Below are 15,108 nucleotides of genomic sequence, written 5' to 3' on the forward strand. Positions count from 1 at the left end.
ATCGTCACCGAATGGGACGCCTTTCGCGCGCTCGATCTCGACCGGGTGAAGACTCTCCTGAAACAGCCGATCATCGTCGATCTGCGCAACGTCTACCGACCCGCCGACGTGCGCAAACGCGGCTTCACCTATGTGAGCGTCGGCCGCAAATAGCGGTCGTTGCCGAGGGAAAGCTACTGCGCCGCGAGTTTGATCTCGGGATAGCTGCACTTCTCGTCGCTCTTCTCCTCGACATGGAGATGCGACGGCGGCTCGACGAAGGGAATGCCCAATGTCTGCCAGACGTCGACGAGAGACTCGACGAGGCTCGCAATATGCGCATGCGTATGCCGGGGCGTCGGCGTGACGCGCAACCGCTCGCTTCCCTTGGCGACAGTCGGATAATTGATCGGTTGGATGTAGATCGAGTGGCGCTGGAGCAGCATGTCGCTCGCAGCCTTGCAGAGCTCCGCGTCGCGCACCATCACCGGCACGATATGCGAGCCGTTTTCGAGTAGAGGCAGGCCGGCGGCGGCGAGCGCATGCTTGGTGATATGCGTCGCCCTTTGATGCGCCGCGCGCAAATCCGGCCGGCGCTTCAACAGGCGCACGGCGGCGCAGGCGGCGGCGGCGACGGCCGGCGGCAGCGCCGTCGTGAAGATGAAGGACGCCGCATAGGAGCGGATGGCGTCGACGACGACCGCGTCGCCGGCGATATAGCCGCCCATCGTCCCGAAGCCCTTGGCGAGCGTGCCCTCGATTATATTGACGCGGTCCATCACGCCTTCGCGCTCGCAGACGCCGCCGCCGCGCGCGCCATACATGCCAACCGCATGCACCTCGTCGACATAGGTCATCGCGCCATAGCGCTCGGCGAGCGCGACAATGTCAGCGACGGGCGCGATATTGCCGTTCATCGAATAGAGGCTCTCGAAGACGACGAGTTTGGGTCGATCGCCCGCTTCGATCAGCAGTTCTTCAAGATGCGCAAGATCGTTGTGACGGAAGATCTTCTTTTCGGCGCGGGAGCGCTTCACGCCCTCGATCATCGAATTATGATTCGAGGCGTCGGAGAGAATGACGCAATTGGGCAGCAGGTCGGCGATGGTCGAGATCGCCGCGAGATTGGAAATCCAGCCAGAGGTGAAGACGAGCGCGGCCTCTTTGCCGTGAAGATCGGCGAGTTCGCGCTCAAGCTCGACGATGGCGTGGCTGGTGCCGGAGATGTTGCGGGTGCCGCCCGCTCCAGCGCCGACCCTCCCCGCCGTGTCGACCATCGCGGCGATCACATCAGGGTGCTGGCCCATGCCGAGATAGTCGTTGGAGCACCAGATGGTCACCGGCTCGACCGAGCCGTCGTCGCGATGCCAGTTCGCCAGCGGAAATGCTTCGACGTCGCGCTCCAGATGCGCAAAGACGCGGTAGCGGCGCTCGTCCTTCAGACGGGAGACGGCGGCCTCGAAGTAACGCCGATAGACCATGCTCCAACCCTTTGATTTTTCTTTTGCCCCGAAGTCCGACGACAAGGCCCCGTCCTTCCTGCCGTCTAGTTTGGACGGTTTCTTACATAGCCGATCCGCGCCTGGAAGGCGAGTGGCCGAATGACGCGCCTGCGCCTCTTTTCTCGTGGAATGCGGGGCCACTGGACAAGAAAATGATGGCGCCACGAAAGGACTTGGCGCCCATCTGCCGGACGCTTGCCCGTCCACCCTTCAGCGAGGCTTTATCCCATTGGGTTGCTTTATGACATGACCGTCAGCCTCTCCTGCGGTAACGAGAGGGTCGGGAGTGCGCATGACGGCGATGAAGCTCTATACGAAAAAAGGCGACCGGGGCCAGACCAGCCTCTTTTCAGGCCGGCGGGCGGCGAAGTGCGACCCGCGGGTGGCGGCGGTCGGCGATCTCGACGAATTGTCGGCGAGCCTGGGTCTCGCGCGCGTCGCTTACCCTGACGCGAATGATCTTTTGTGCTGCGCGCAAAAGGCGCTCTACACGATCGGCGCCATCGTCAGCGCGGAATCACGCCAAATTGACATCGTATTGGCCGACGCCGAGACCGAAGCGCTCGAAGCCGAGATCGACCGCGCAACCGACGCCCTGCCGCCGCTGCGCGATTTCATCTATCCGGGAGAGGCCGAGGCGAGCGCGCGTCTCCATATGGCCCGCGCCGTCGCAAGGCGCGCCGAACGCAGCATCGCGGCGCTCGAAGAGCCGGCGGCGCCCGAGAATGTTCTCGCCTATCTCAATCGCCTCAGCGATCTGTTGTTCGCATTGGCGCGGCTCGCGGATCAGCAAAGCGGCCACGCTGACAGGATGCTCGGCGGCTGAGGCTTATTTGAGCGACGTCTACTTCGCGTCAGAAGCCGACGTTGAGGAGTGTCCAGGCGCCGGACCTGCAAGTTTGACCATGTATGGGCGCCGTTTTCTCAGTATTTGCGGCCGAGGCTAACGCTGAAACCGCGAGGCTCGCCCTGATAGAGCGCGTAGTCGGATGTGAATCATGCACGACGTCGTCATCATCGGAGGCGGGCACAACGGTCTTGTTTGCTCCGCCTATTTGGCGATGGCGGGCCTCAAGGTCATCGTGCTCGATCAGCGTTCCATCGTCGGAGGAGCCGCCGTCACGGAAGAGTTCAGTCCCGGCTTTTCCAATTCGGTCGCGTCTTATACCGTCTCCCTATTGAACCCGAAGATCATTCGCGACCTCGATCTCGCAGCCCACGGTCTGCGCATCATCGAGCGTCCGATTTCCAATTTCCTACCGCTGGAGGACGGGCGCTTTCTAAAGGTCGGCGGCGGCCAAACGAAACAGCAGGTCGCAAAATTCTCGCAGAAGGACGCAGATCGTCTGGGTGATTATCAAGCGCGTCTTGATGCGGTCGCCGATGTCCTGCGCGCCGCCGTGCTCGAGACGCCGCCCAATGTCGTTGAGGGCAGCCCATTTGCCGCAATTGCCGAATTGATCAAGGCCGGCAGGATAGGCAATAGAATTCGAGCGCTCGGACTCGACCTCCAACGGGATTTTCTCGATCTCTTCACGGCCTCCGCCGGCGACTTCCTCGACGCCTGGTTCGAAAGCGCGCCGATAAAGGCTGCTTTCGGCTTCGACAGCATCGTCGGCAATTTTGCGAGCCCTTACGCCGCCGGCTCGGCCTATGTTCTGCTGCATCACTGCTTTGGCGAGGTGAATGGAAAAAAAGGCGCGTGGGGCCACGCGATTGGCGGCATGGGCGCCATTACCCAGGCGATGGCGAAAGCCGCCGTCACTCATGGCGTGGATATCAGACTTGCAACACGGGTGCGCCGAGTCATTGTCGAGAATGGACGCGCCGTCGGCGTCAAGACGGACAAGGGCGAAACCATCTACGCCGCGGCCGTCGCCGCAGGGATTAATCCCAAGCTCCTCTACCTTGAACTCGTTGATTCCCTGAATTTGCCCGAGGGATTTCGGCGGCGCATGGAAAACTGGAGTTGCGGCTCGGGCACATTTCGCATGAATGTCGCGCTTTCCGAATTACCCGATTTCACTGCATTGCCAGGACGCGCATGTGCGGAGCACCACGCTTCGGGCATCATCATCGCTCCGAGCCTCGCCTATATGGAGCAGGCCTATTTCGACGCCCGTACCTTTGGATGGTCGCGCCGTCCCGTCATCGAACTGGTCATCCCTTCCACAATCGACGACTCGCTCGCGCCGCGCGGACAACATGTCGCGAGCCTGTTTTGCCAACATGTCGCCCCACGACTGCCCGACGGTTCGTCATGGGACGATCACCGTGAAACCGTCGCCGATCTCATGATCGACACGGTCGACAATTATGCGCCGAACTTCCGGCGCTCGGTATTGGCGCGCCAGATCTTCTCTCCTCTCGACCTCGAAAGAACATTCGGCCTCATCGGCGGCGACATATTCCACGGATCGCTCGATCTGAGGCAAATCTTCTCGGCGCGTCCGATGTTGGGCCACGCGGATTACCGAGGTCCGATCGCGGGCCTCTATTTGTGCGGCTCGGGAGGGCATCCAGGCGGAGGCGTCACAGGCGCGCCTGGCCACAACGCTGCCCGCGAAATCCTACGCGATGTCAGGCGCAAGCGCGTCGCCCCGACGCTTGGTCGACGGTGATCAGGAATTGCACGCAGGCAGCAACGAATGCGCAACTTCATGGTCAGGAAGCGGAGTCGGCGGTCTGCGCCAATGAACTCAACGTTTTTCCTGGGGTGAATGACCACGATCGATCAATTGGAGCTGGCGTTTTATCAAGGTTCGGAAATGTGCCGCCTTCTCGGTGGGCACGGCGTAAATTGCGATAGCAAAACCTATCGCTGCAGCGACAGCAGCCGTGATCATGAAAGAAATGAGCCAGCGCGCCATTTTGTGCGCCATTCCGACATGAGGGGTCTCGCCATTTCTGACTGCGCTGATTGCGATACGGTCTCTTTGAAGTCCTTCTCCTTCATCGCGTCTTACGGTTTCGGCCTCCTTTCGCTCCGGCCATTGGTCGCTGCCGTGGCTTATGGCTTCTATCTCTTGAGATACGGCTTTCGCCTGAACAAACTCAGGTTGTTCTCTTGCGCGCCAGTCCTCGTTTCTTTGTTGAGAAGCGATGACAGTGGAATTGCTAAAAGAAACCTCTTCATCGTGCGGCTTTTCCTCTCGTGACGGGACACGGGCCGTCGCCTCGATCAGTTCTTTCAGGCGGCGCTCTTCTTCTCTTTGTTGCAGAGCGGCGAATCTCTGCTCCAAAGTGGCGAGTCTTTGTTCCAGAGTGGTGAACCTTTTTTGCAGAGCTGCGATAGTCCAATCGCTGCGGAGCGTCTCGTCGCCGCGAGGCGCTTCTTTATTTGAGGGGACAGAAGCCGCCTCATTCTGCTGTCTCCTCCGGCGCTCTTCTTCCCTTTGTTTGAACGCGGCGAGAGTCCAGTCGCTGAGAAGAATCTCGTTCATGCCTCTTCCCCGTTCTTCGGCCTCTAATTCCTCACCAGACTAAGAGTGTGGCGTGGCGTTGTCAGCGGTCAAATAATTCTGTCCTTTTCCGGGAGAATCGCGCCGCTCACGTCTGAAATCGCCGAATCTGGAAGGCTTTCGGCCTTGCTCAGGGCCTTACGGATTTGGAATTTCGAGCCAGTTCAACGGGCGCAGGCGTTGCGCTTCGCTTTTAGAATTCAGGAGGATGAGTGGTGGGACGGGATTTCGCGGCATTCTTCGCGCCGTTTGCGCTGCTGCTGGGCGCTGGCCTCATCGCCGTCGGCGTCTTGTCGGTACTCGGCGTGCATTTTCTCGCCAGCGTTTGGCGCGAACGCATCGCCCTCGCGCTTGGGCTCGCGCTCATTGTCGCCACAGAAATCGCCTTCGCGTTCAGCGGTATGAGCCTTCGCTTTCTCAACGGTCAGAGAGCAGACGTTCTCCAATGCCGGCAGGAGGCGGAAACGAATTTCCCGCTGGAGCGGCACAAGAACAGTCCAATCATCAACGACGACATCATCGCCTGCATGAAGCGAAATGGATACGAATGGACTTCGGACCATTGGCGCTGCGGAGAAGCGCCGGTTGCGACCAATCCTTTCTGCTATCTTCCGACTAAAGGGTTTGACCGCTGGCTCACACGCCTACAAATGGCGCTAGAGTAAAGCCCACAAGGCCAAGAAGCGATCGGCTCTCTTGACGAGAAAAGTCCGTAACTTTTTGAGGAAAACAAATAGCCACCGTTGTGAGGAGCGAGCTGGGCGGGTGAGGCTTATTCGAGCAGTGGAGGCTGCTCCACGCCAAAAGCTGGCATCGAAACCTTAGACACGAGCTGTGATGTTTCTGCATCACTGTCGAGAAAAGCACGCACGACGAATAGCGTTCCGTCCAATCGGCTTGACTTGAAAATCGCATCCAACGCTTACTGTTAGCGACGGTTCCCGCAAGGGATCAATAGGGAATGCGGTGAGCGCATCGTCGCGCAATGCCGCTGCTGCCCCCGCAACTGTGAGTGGCGAGTCAAAGACCAAAAAAGCCACTGGAGCCAATGTTCCGGGAAGGCGGCCTTTGAGCGAGGACCCGCGAGCCAGGAGACCTGCCGTCATTCGTGGTCACGCGCGAAAGCGTCGGGCGGGGTGCACCGATGCGGGTGAAGCCTATCTTGGCGCTTTGCGCGCTAAAGTAGGCGTGGCCCGTCGCAGTGACGGTCGAAGGTTGCTGCGAGCTTTGCAATGCCAGTTCATTCAGTCGGGTTGCGCCTTATTTCGATACTCGCGGCGCTCTCTCCGTTAACTGCGCTAGCGCAGACCGCGCTCCCCACCATACAGGTCGGCGCGCATCGTGCCGCCCCCGCAGCTCACTCTCATGCGCCCGCGCGGGAACCAGCACGCGCTCATGCGTCGCCGCAACCGCCGCGCGCTTCACCGGTTGTCGCCGCAGTCGGCGAGCCTGGACCCAAACCGCCGCCAATCACCGCCGCAAGCGAGCAGTTCTTCACCGGCAAGGAGGTCAACGCGCTTCCTTTCGCGCGCCCCGGCGACGCGCTGGAGATTGTGCCCGGACTCGTCGTCACGCAGCACAGCGGCGAAGGCAAGGCGAACCAGTATTTCCTGCGCGGCTTCAATCTCGACCACGGCACCGATCTCGCGCTCTATCTCGACGGCATGCCGCTCAACATGCGCACCCATGGCCATGCCCAGGGTTACGCCGACAGCAATTTCTTGATCCCCGAGCTCTTGTCTTACGTTCTCGCCCGCAAGGGCCCTTATGACGCGCAAGACGGCGACTTCTCGTCGGCGGGCTCGATCTACATGCAATACAAAGACACGATCGACAAAGGCTTCTTTCAGGTCACTGGCGGCAGCTTCGCCTATGCGAGAGCTCTCGCCGTTGCCCCTTACAGGGATTTCGCCGGCGGCTCCGCCTATGGCGCCGTCGAAGCGCAATATTACAACGGTCCTTGGGAGCGCGGGGATAATATGCGGCGCCTCAACAGCGTGTTGCGCTGGTCGCGCGGCTCGCAGGAAGACGGCGCGTCGATGACCTTCATGGGCTACGCCAACAAATGGTATGCGACGGATCAGATTCCGCTTCGCGCCGTCAGCTCTGGTCTCCTGTCGCGTTGGGGCACAATGGACCCTACCGACGGCGGCGCGACCTCGCGCTTTTCTCTTTCAACGCGCTGGAGTCAGATAGAAGGCAATCACGCCACGCGCGTGGAAGGGTACGTTGTCCACTCGACCTTGGATCTCTACAGCAATTACACCTATTTCCTGGGGCATCAGGATTTGGGCGACCAGATCCGTCAGTTCGACGACCGCACCATCGTCGGCGTAAACGCCCAGCATGGGATCAGATGGATAGACATCAATGGCTCCCCAGTCGAGACGCGCATCGGCTTTCAAGGACGCTACGACGACATTCGTCTTGGATTGCAGGAGAGCGTCCGTCGACAGCTCTATGACACGCTCAGCAACAATGCCGTCGGCGAAGGCAGCATCGGCGTTTGGACCGATACCGCCGTCCGCTGGACGCCCTGGCTAAAGACCGTAACAGGCGCGCGCTTCGACTATTACAACGCCGCCGTAAGCTCCCTCCAGACCCTATTGGACGCGCCGAAACTCGAAGCGAGCACCGGTCTGCCGACGTTCCTCCTCACGGGACCGTTCAATCAAGGCGTAAAGAATGCGGCGCTGTTCAGTCCCAAAGCGTCGATCATCGTCGGCCCCTTCTACAAAACGGAATTCTTCGCCAATTATGGAGAAGGCTTCCACTCAACCGACGCCAGAGGCACGGTGCTGCGGTTCTCCGCATCTGAACTCGCAGACGATGACGGTTTCGTTCAAGGCGCTTCAATTCCGCTGCTCGTGAAATCCCGAGGCGCTGAGATCGGCGCCCGCACCAAATTCATCGAGGGGCTCAATTCCAGCGTCAGCCTATTTTGGCTCAATCTCGAATCAGAAAACCAGTTCGTTGGCGACAGCGGCACGACCATCTTCGGTCGCCCCAGTCGCAGATATGGGCTTGAATTTGCCAACCAATACAGCCCGAATTCCTGGATCAGATTTGACGGCGATGTCGCGCTTGTTCATGCGCGTTACCGGGGCGTAGACGTTCCGCAGACCTTGGCGTGGCTCGATCTCGTCACGCCTGACGCATTGCCTTATGGGACATTCCTCGGCAATGCGCCCGGCAACTATCTGTCGAATGCCATAGCGGTGACGGCGATGGGCGGATTGGAGCTCGGCGAGGCGACGGGTTGGTTCGGCGCGCTGAAGTATCGTTACTTCGGCGCCAGGGCTCTCACCGAGGACGGATATTTTAGGTCCCCGGCGACCGGAACGTTGAACGCGCGACTGGGCTATCGATGGAGCGATGGCTGGCGATTGCAGTTCGACGCCTTCAACGTTTTCAACTCTCGCTCCGACCAGATCACATTTGCATATGGCTCGCTCTTGCCGAGCGATCCGCTTTACCTGCAGTGCGCCGCTGGCGTCGCTCCCTCCCAAGTCTGCGGCGTCGGCGTGATGGATCGCCATTTCAAGCCACTTGAGCCTGCAGCCGTGCGCGTGACGCTGGCTGGGCCGCTGAACTTCGATCAACCGATCACCCGACTTCCTGATCTTTCTGAGCCTTTCTCGCGATAATCGAACTCGCCGTCGCCGCCCAAAAACGTTCTCGCCTATCTCAATCGCCTGAGCATCGCCATCCGCGAAGACGGCGTCAGGCTGCGCGCGCTCACGCCTGATCGAAAGTTCTCACCTCCTCTGCGCACCCTGCCTGCCGGTCCCGCCGAAAAACGCGTGGAGAAACCTGCAGAAAGCCAGCCCCCAAGCAAAGGCGGCAGGCTGTTATTGTCTCCTCGGAACTCAAGCGCCCGCTTACTCGTTAACCGGAGAGAGCGAAGATTTATTGGGATGCGACGCTGAAATTTTTTGCCGAAACTGGCCACGGGACGAAGTCCATGGCCGATTGCTGCAAGGAGAATTGTCGTGATGAGCGCTGGAAGCCGATCGCTTTTGATTGCCATGATGCTCGCGACGGGTTTGATGACGAAGAATTTACGGGAGGCGCACGCCGATATTTCCCGAGGCTGTGCAGGCCAAATGTGGATATTCGACCGCGCGCGAGACAGCAGCAACGTGCAAAAGGAGCTCCTGGCCAGCATTGAAGGGCGTGGCAGTTGCAATCGTACCGAGAAGAGGAAATGCCGCAAGCGGGCTGCTGACGCGATCATACGTTGCGCGCGGGAAATGTGGGCGACGCGCAACACGGGAGTTATGCCCGCATCGTGCTTTCAGCAACAGGGCCAGTCGAACTTCGCCCGCGCGACTTTGGAAGGGATCTTTCCGTTTCTACCTTCGGGACATGTGCTCGATCGCAGTCGCCGGGCCGTGTGCTGCAAGTTCAACAGCGTCGCAAGCCCGGTCCCGGCGCAGCTTTGGGTAGTCGTGATCGGCGAGACCGGATGCATCAGCAAGCCAAAGGCAGGGCAATTTCAGGAACAAGGCGGAAGCTGGCACTCCGTGGACGAGAACGCCTCGTTTAATTGTGTGGCGCAACGCGCAAGGGTGTGCCGCTGAAAATAAGCGTCTGAGAGTTACGGTGACAGGATATGCATTGCGCCATCGAAATTGGTGAGTTGCGAAAGGTTCACTCGTGCTCTCCTTGGCGTGATGGCCATGGCCGATGCGGCAAGCGGCGGCTTGGGGTCACGACCCCCCTTCAGCAACGGCTCCTTCGCGTCTAGGTCAGACGCGAAGCGAGAGTCTTCGACAGATCGCGACTCGCCGCTGCGGCGCCTGCGGCCTTCAGCATCAACAGCGCGACAAAAGCGCCGAGATTGACGAATAAGGTTCTTGAGACGACCGGCGCGGTGAAATGATCGACGCCGGGACCTGTCGCCGCAGTGACCGCCAAAACCAGGCTCTCATAGACCACGAAGGAAGCGAGAAAGGCCGCGAGCCCGCCGGCAAAACCATGAAAGCGGCGCGCGAGCACGCCGGCGCTTTCGCAAGAGAGCAAAGCGATGACGCCAAGTGCGCCGCCCCAAAAAAGCGTCATCGCGTCGGTCGGATAATGCATGAAGAGGAAGCCCAGCGCCTGGTTCGTTAGCCACACTGCGCCCGTCAGCAGCAAGGCGTCGCGACGAGAAGCGGTAAGCGCCGCGACAGCCGCGAAGCCCGCGAGCGGAACGGCGCAGGCGAACGCAAAACTCGAAAGAATTGTCGTAGCGATAAGCGTCGCCGCCCAAAGCGCGAAGCGACGATCTGGCGAAACAGCGGAAAGCATAGTTGTCATATCAGTCTCCTTTGAGTGAATGCCGGCATGCGCCGGCTTTTCGTCCCGCATCGCGGGCGACGAAATTGGAAAAAGCCTCAGGCGTGTTTGAAGCGGGTCGCCGAGCGATCGATCGGATCGGGCTCGTGCAGGCCAAACCAGCGCGCGCGCAATTTGTCCCAGAGCGCGAGCCGCGACCAATCCGGTTCTTTCAGAAACCTGTCGGTCTTCGGCTCGAGAAACGGGTTCGGCAGCAGCACGGTGATCTGCTGTTCGTCGGCGCCGTTGAAGAGCTGCAATCCCCATGACATCGGCACACATGTCGATCCGAGCCTGCGATAGAGTTCGGCGCGCGACGTGCGCCGTCGCTTCGCGAGTTCGGGCGACGTCGGACGGCTGCGCGGGCCCTTGTTCGCGCCGATGCAGACGTGAAAATGCGTGACGCCGAAGGCGACGGTGAGATAGCCGTCGAGCAGACTTATCCGCGTCGGCCGGCGATCGGCGTGGATTTCCCACGCCGCGCCTTGAATGATCGGTCCGAAGACGATCTCGCTCCAGTGATTTTCGAAAATATCGCGAATGAGTTCCTCGAGACTCGCCGGATCGGTCGGCAGAGAGAAGACATCGAGCGCCGCGCCGTCGGGCTCGATGACGCGTTTTAGCTTTACGCTTGGCGTTACGTGTGCGTTCGTTTGCATATCGATCTCCCTCGTCACCAGGCGTATTTCACGCCGCCATAGAAGGCGCGCGCCGTCGTCGAATAATTGTAGACCTCCTCATAGAGCGCATTGTTGAGATTCTCGATGCGCGCATGCAGCGTCAGCGAGTCGGTCAACCTGTAATTCGCGAAGAGGTCGAGCCGCACATAGGGCGCGAGCATCACGCGCTTGTTGGAGATGAAATCAACGTCATGCACAGAACCGACGATATTCGCGCGCGCTTCGACCTCTAAGCCCGGCAGGCTGGTGTAGATGAGCGACCACATTCCCTTGTGACGCGGACGGCGCAGAAGCGTGCGGCCCGCGTAGATGCTGTCGGAATCAAAATCGAGATTGCGCGCGGAGAGAAATGTGTAGCTTCCTCGCGCGAGCAGGGCGCCGGGAACGAGAGCCGCTTCGCCGGAGAATTCGACGCCGCGCGTGTCCGCCCGCCCGACATTGAAGTAGCAGCCGAAGATCTGCGTCGCCGTGCAACTTTCGGCCTTTCCGAACTGCACGAGGTTCGTGTAGCGATTGGTGAAGACGGACACTGACGCCGTGGCGAGACCGCCGAAAAAACTCTGATCTATTCCGGCGTCGAAACCCAGCACGCGTTCCGGCGCGAGCGTCGGATCGCCATATTGGCTGAATCGTTGATAGAGCGAAGCCGTCTTGGCGCCCTTCGCGGCGGAGCCGCGCAACCGCATGCCGATCTCGTCGATGCGAAAATTTGCCATCGTCCGCCACGTCATGAAAGTCTTGTTTTGACTCACCGCGTCGATTCGCCCGCCATAGGAAATGTCGAGACGATCGAGCAGCGTGAATTGATGCTGCGAATAGCCGGACCACGTCGTCTGTACGGCGCGCGTCGGCGTGAAGTCATCGACGATCCAGGCTTCGCGCGAATTCTGCGCCGTCTCGGTTTCGACGCGCGAGCCGAGCGTCGCGAGACCGAACGGTCCAAGCACGATGTCGCCCTGATATTCGACGCCCCGGCGCCCGCCGAGAAAACCGAAGCGGCAGTTCTGCGAGGTGAAGGTCAAATTGTCGAAACAGGCTTCCGTCGACCAGACGTCGCGATTGCCCCGATTGGCATAGAGCGTGAGCCTGTTGCGCAGAGTGTTGTCGAACATCTCAGCGCCGAGACGCACATAGCCCTGCATGAAGGTCGCATGATGGTGATTGAATGGATCGAACACGCTCCACGCATTGAAGGCGTATGGATTGTCGTAGCGGATGGCGCTGTCATAGCCGGCGAGGCCCGCCTCCATCCGCGCCCAGTCGGCGAATTCATAGCCGATGCGCCCGGTGACGCCGACATTGTTCGTCGGATCATCGGCCGGAAGCGGCGGAAGCAGCGTCGTCTGATCGCCGATGAAGATCGGCCGCTGCTGACGATAACCGTAGCGCGGGAAACCATCGGCATGGAGGCCTGAGATCGACAGCGCGTAGGAGCCCTGTCCGTCGGCGCCGGAGATCGACGCGCGCGACGACGCCGTCCCATAGGAGCCGCCTTCCGTCATGATCCAACCTTGCGGCGCGCCTTTGCCGCGGCGCGTGATGATATTGATCACGCCGCCCATGGCGTCCGAGCCGTAAAGCGCCGACTGCGGACCACGCAGCACTTCGATCCGCTCGATGTCGGTTGGAAGGAGCCGACCGAAATCGACCGAACCATCCGTGCTCGTCGGATCGCCGATACGAATGCCGTCGATGAGCACCAGAGTCTGGCCCGGCGTCGAGCCGCGCAAGACGACGGAGGTTTGCGTTCCGGGCCCGCCATTTGAAAAGACGTCGAGGCCCGGAACGCCGCGCAGAACGTCGTTGAAGCTAAGCGATCCGCGTTTCTGAATGTCATGCGCGTGAATGACGCTGACGGAAGCGCCGGTGCTCGCAACCGGCTGCTCGACGCGCGTCGGCGTGACGACGGTTTGATCCTCGATTGCGGCGCCGGGGGAGCCCGGTTGCGCCGGACTCAATGGGCCGACTTCGATTGTAGGCAAGGATTGCTGCGCGAAAGCAGTGGAAGCGGAAAGCGATAAGGACAGCAGAAGCGCGCCGCGCAAGGCGGTCGTTGGAATGTGGGAAGGCATAGCTGGACTCGCAGCGAACGTGGGCCGTCACTGCGAAAGGTCTCCGCCCATACGCCGATAAGGCGAGGGGCTTCGGCCGCATCGGTGCACCCCGCCCGACGCTTTCGCGCGTGACCACGAAGCGACGGCAGGTCTCCTGGCTCGCGGGTTGTCGCCTTAAGACCGCCTTCCCAGAGCCTAATCGCTCCAGTGGCTTAATGGTCTTCGGCTCGCCGCTTACAGTTGCGGGGGCAGCCGCGGAATTGCGCGCGAAGAGCGCGCTCACCGCATTCCCATTTTGATCCCGTTGGGAACCGTCTGGCGTAAACTAGAAGGCCGATCGGTTTGCGAGTCAAGAGGACGTAATGATCGCTGAAAAGATCATCGGCCCCTCGCCCTTCGAGACGGCCTCGTCGAGGCCTCCTCAGGGTGAGGGGCCTCGAGTTACGAATTGAACAATCTGAGCCGCCCCAAACAGCCCTCATGCTGAGGAGCGAGCGAAGCTCGCGTCTCGAAGCACGAGGGCTGCGGTGCCTCAGCATGATGGAGGCTCGCGCGACTGCCGCTCGTTCTCTATCGAGTCGAGCGCAACAAAACTGCAGTCACGCCGCAGCGAGCGCATGCAGCACGCGCGCCCAGGAGCGCGCGCCTTTGTGGAACGACGCATAGGAATATTTCTCGTTCGGCGAATGAATGCGATCGTCGTCATGCGCGAAGCCGATCATCAGCGAGTCCATACCAAGGTCGCGTTTGAACGCGCCGACGATCGGGATCGAGCCGCCGCAGCCGGCGAGCACGGCCTCCTTGCCCCATTCTTCAGCAAGCGCGCGGCGCGCGCGATTGAGCGCTTCAGAGCCGAAGGGAAGTTGCAGCGCGTTCGACGCGCCATGCGAAAGGAAGTCGGCCTTCGCATCCGCCGGCAGACGCTCGCGCACGAAGCTGCGGAAGCTTTCGAGAATAGCTTTGGCGTCCTGCTTGCCGACGAGGCGAAAGGAAAATTTCGCTGACGCCTGCGCCGGCAGCACCGTCTTCGAGCCAGCGCCGGTATAGCCGCCGATGATTCCATTCACGTCGCAGGTCGGGCGCGCCCAGATCTGCTCCATGATTCCGCGCCCCGTTTCGCCGCCGACGCGCGTTAAGCCGATTTCCGAGAGCCATTTCGCCTCATTGAAATCGATGGCGCGCCATTGCTCGGCAATGTCTTCGGGAATTTCGGGCACGCCGGCATAAAAGCCCGGCAGCGTCACCTTGCCATCAACGTCATGCAGATCGGCGATGATTTTCGCGAGCACATGAATGGGGTTCAGCACTGGCCCGCCGAACATGCCCGAATGCAGATCGCGACTCGGACCTTTGATGATGACCTCTTCGAGCGCGAGCCCGCGCAACATGACCGTGATCGCCGGCGTCGACGCGTTCCACATGCTCGTATCGCAGACGAGCGCGAGATCGGCCGCCGAGAGTTCGTCCTTATTCGCCGCGAGAAATCCGGGAAGCGAAGGCGATCCCGTCTCCTCTTCGCCCTCGAACAGAAAAGTGACGTTACAGGGAAGACCGCCATTCGCCTCGAAGGCGCGGCAGGCTTCGAGAAACGTCATCAGCTGGCCTTTGTCGTCGGAGGCGCCGCGGGCGACGATGTCCTTGCCCTCCTTGCCCTCGGAAAGGTGGGGCGCAAAGGGCTCGGTTTCCCACAGGTCCAGCGGATCCGGCGGCTGCACGTCGTAATGGCCGTAGAACAGCACATGCGGCGCATCCTTGCGCTTCGCTTTGGCGTGGCCGACGACGATCGGATGGCCGGGCGTCTCGCGCACCTCGGCTTCATAGCCGAGACCTGTGAGCTGATCCTTGAGCCAGTTCGCCGCGCGCAGACATTGCGCCGTATAGGCGGGATCGGTCGAAACCGAGGGAATGCGCAGGAGATCGAACAGGCGTTCTCTCGAAGCGTCGAGACTGGCGTCTATCGTAGAGAGGACGGCGTCGATCGCAGCCATGAATGAGCTCCCGGTGAGAAGCCGAACCTAGTGCCTATGCATGGCGAGGGGAAGGCGGACCCCTCCCGTCATGGCCGGCCGTGAGCCGGCCATCCATGCAACAAGGCGCAATGCCTCGTGGATGG

General features: G+C 60.7%; 12 protein-coding genes and 2 riboswitches. Of the genes, 6 read left to right on the plus strand and 6 right to left on the minus strand.

What is annotated here, in order from left to right; translation table 11 throughout:
- On the plus strand, window positions 1-153 hold a 153-nt coding region (locus FEV16_RS17245), incomplete at its 5' end, for a UDP binding domain-containing protein (protein WP_348639980.1).
- Window positions 154-173: 20 nt separating this feature from the next.
- Here FEV16_RS17245 and hemA read toward each other — a convergent pair.
- Entirely contained in the window at window positions 174-1,460 is a 1,287-nt protein-coding gene (gene hemA, locus FEV16_RS08690; RefSeq protein WP_138167451.1) for a 5-aminolevulinate synthase, read from the minus strand.
- A 313-nt stretch (window positions 1,461-1,773) separates the two neighbouring features.
- On the opposite strand from hemA, the gene FEV16_RS08695 reads away from it, so the two are divergent.
- Both FEV16_RS08695 and FEV16_RS08700 read left to right on the plus strand, forming a co-directional pair.
- The gene (locus tag FEV16_RS08695; protein WP_246657239.1) at window positions 1,774-2,307 is read left to right on the plus strand and encodes a cob(I)yrinic acid a,c-diamide adenosyltransferase; all 534 of its coding nucleotides are present in this window, start codon (window positions 1,774-1,776) and stop codon (window positions 2,305-2,307) included.
- 172 nt (window positions 2,308-2,479) lie between these two features.
- Complete coding sequence (locus FEV16_RS08700; RefSeq protein ID WP_138167243.1) at window positions 2,480-4,102, plus strand: NAD(P)/FAD-dependent oxidoreductase; 1,623 nt, start codon at window positions 2,480-2,482, stop codon at window positions 4,100-4,102.
- A gap of 78 nt (window positions 4,103-4,180) precedes the next feature.
- Here FEV16_RS08700 and FEV16_RS08705 read toward each other — a convergent pair whose 3' ends face one another.
- Window positions 4,181-4,924, minus strand: a complete 744-nt coding sequence (locus tag FEV16_RS08705) for a hypothetical protein (RefSeq protein WP_138167244.1) — start codon at window positions 4,922-4,924, stop codon at window positions 4,181-4,183.
- 230 nt (window positions 4,925-5,154) lie between these two features.
- On the opposite strand from FEV16_RS08705, the gene FEV16_RS08710 reads away from it, so the two are divergent.
- The 3 genes from FEV16_RS08710 to FEV16_RS08720 all read left to right on the plus strand — a co-directional run bounded on the left by FEV16_RS08710 (window position 5,155) and on the right by FEV16_RS08720 (window position 9,525).
- Complete coding sequence (locus FEV16_RS08710; protein ID WP_246657240.1) at window positions 5,155-5,607, plus strand: hypothetical protein; 453 nt, start codon at window positions 5,155-5,157, stop codon at window positions 5,605-5,607.
- Window positions 5,608-5,860: 253 nt separating this feature from the next.
- Window positions 5,861-6,061, plus strand: a riboswitch (cobalamin riboswitch).
- Between the two features lie 113 nt (window positions 6,062-6,174).
- Complete coding sequence (locus tag FEV16_RS08715) at window positions 6,175-8,589, plus strand: TonB-dependent receptor (RefSeq protein ID WP_171015178.1); 2,415 nt, start codon at window positions 6,175-6,177, stop codon at window positions 8,587-8,589.
- Between the two features lie 348 nt (window positions 8,590-8,937).
- On the plus strand, window positions 8,938-9,525 hold the full coding sequence (locus FEV16_RS08720) for a hypothetical protein (RefSeq protein WP_138167245.1): 588 nt from the start codon (window positions 8,938-8,940) through the stop codon (window positions 9,523-9,525).
- Between the two features lie 163 nt (window positions 9,526-9,688).
- Here FEV16_RS08720 and FEV16_RS08725 read toward each other — a convergent pair whose 3' ends face one another.
- From FEV16_RS08725 to FEV16_RS08740, 4 genes are all read right to left on the minus strand, one after another.
- Window positions 9,689-10,243 (minus strand): hypothetical protein, encoded by a 555-nt coding sequence (locus FEV16_RS08725; RefSeq protein WP_138167246.1) that lies wholly within the window; start codon window positions 10,241-10,243, stop codon window positions 9,689-9,691.
- 77 nt (window positions 10,244-10,320) lie between these two features.
- Window positions 10,321-10,920: a hypothetical protein gene (locus tag FEV16_RS08730; protein ID WP_138167247.1), complete on the minus strand. Its 600-nt coding sequence runs from the start codon at window positions 10,918-10,920 to the stop codon at window positions 10,321-10,323.
- Between the two features lie 14 nt (window positions 10,921-10,934).
- The gene (locus FEV16_RS08735) at window positions 10,935-13,013 is read right to left on the minus strand and encodes a TonB-dependent receptor (protein WP_138167248.1); all 2,079 of its coding nucleotides are present in this window, start codon (window positions 13,011-13,013) and stop codon (window positions 10,935-10,937) included.
- Between the two features lie 108 nt (window positions 13,014-13,121).
- A riboswitch (cobalamin riboswitch) is annotated at window positions 13,122-13,326 on the minus strand.
- 268 nt (window positions 13,327-13,594) lie between these two features.
- Window positions 13,595-14,983, minus strand: a complete 1,389-nt coding sequence (locus FEV16_RS08740) for a M20/M25/M40 family metallo-hydrolase (protein WP_138167249.1) — start codon at window positions 14,981-14,983, stop codon at window positions 13,595-13,597.
- Window positions 14,984-15,108 lie beyond the last annotated feature (125 nt).

The organism is Methylocystis sp. B8, from assembly GCF_005771425.1.
Lineage (GTDB): Bacteria > Pseudomonadota > Alphaproteobacteria > Rhizobiales > Beijerinckiaceae > Methylocystis.

Excerpts from the sequence above, each read along its gene's own strand:
- FEV16_RS08735 (WP_138167248.1), bottom strand. The coding sequence starts at position 13,013 with ATGCCTTCCCACATTCCAACGACCGCCTTGCGCGGCGCGCTTCTGCTG.
- FEV16_RS08720 (WP_138167245.1), top strand. The coding sequence starts at position 8,938 with ATGAGCGCTGGAAGCCGATCGCTTTTGATTGCCATGATGCTCGCGACG.
- hemA (WP_138167451.1), bottom strand. The coding sequence starts at position 1,460 with ATGGTCTATCGGCGTTACTTCGAGGCCGCCGTCTCCCGTCTGAAGGAC.
- FEV16_RS08700 (WP_138167243.1), top strand. The coding sequence starts at position 2,480 with ATGCACGACGTCGTCATCATCGGAGGCGGGCACAACGGTCTTGTTTGC.
- FEV16_RS08740 (WP_138167249.1), bottom strand. The coding sequence starts at position 14,983 with ATGGCTGCGATCGACGCCGTCCTCTCTACGATAGACGCCAGTCTCGAC.
- FEV16_RS08725 (WP_138167246.1), bottom strand. The coding sequence starts at position 10,243 with ATGACAACTATGCTTTCCGCTGTTTCGCCAGATCGTCGCTTCGCGCTT.
- FEV16_RS08695 (WP_246657239.1), top strand. The coding sequence starts at position 1,774 with ATGACGGCGATGAAGCTCTATACGAAAAAAGGCGACCGGGGCCAGACC.
- FEV16_RS08730 (WP_138167247.1), bottom strand. The coding sequence starts at position 10,920 with ATGCAAACGAACGCACACGTAACGCCAAGCGTAAAGCTAAAACGCGTC.
- FEV16_RS08705 (WP_138167244.1), bottom strand. The coding sequence starts at position 4,924 with ATGAACGAGATTCTTCTCAGCGACTGGACTCTCGCCGCGTTCAAACAA.
- FEV16_RS08715 (WP_171015178.1), top strand. The coding sequence starts at position 6,175 with ATGCCAGTTCATTCAGTCGGGTTGCGCCTTATTTCGATACTCGCGGCG.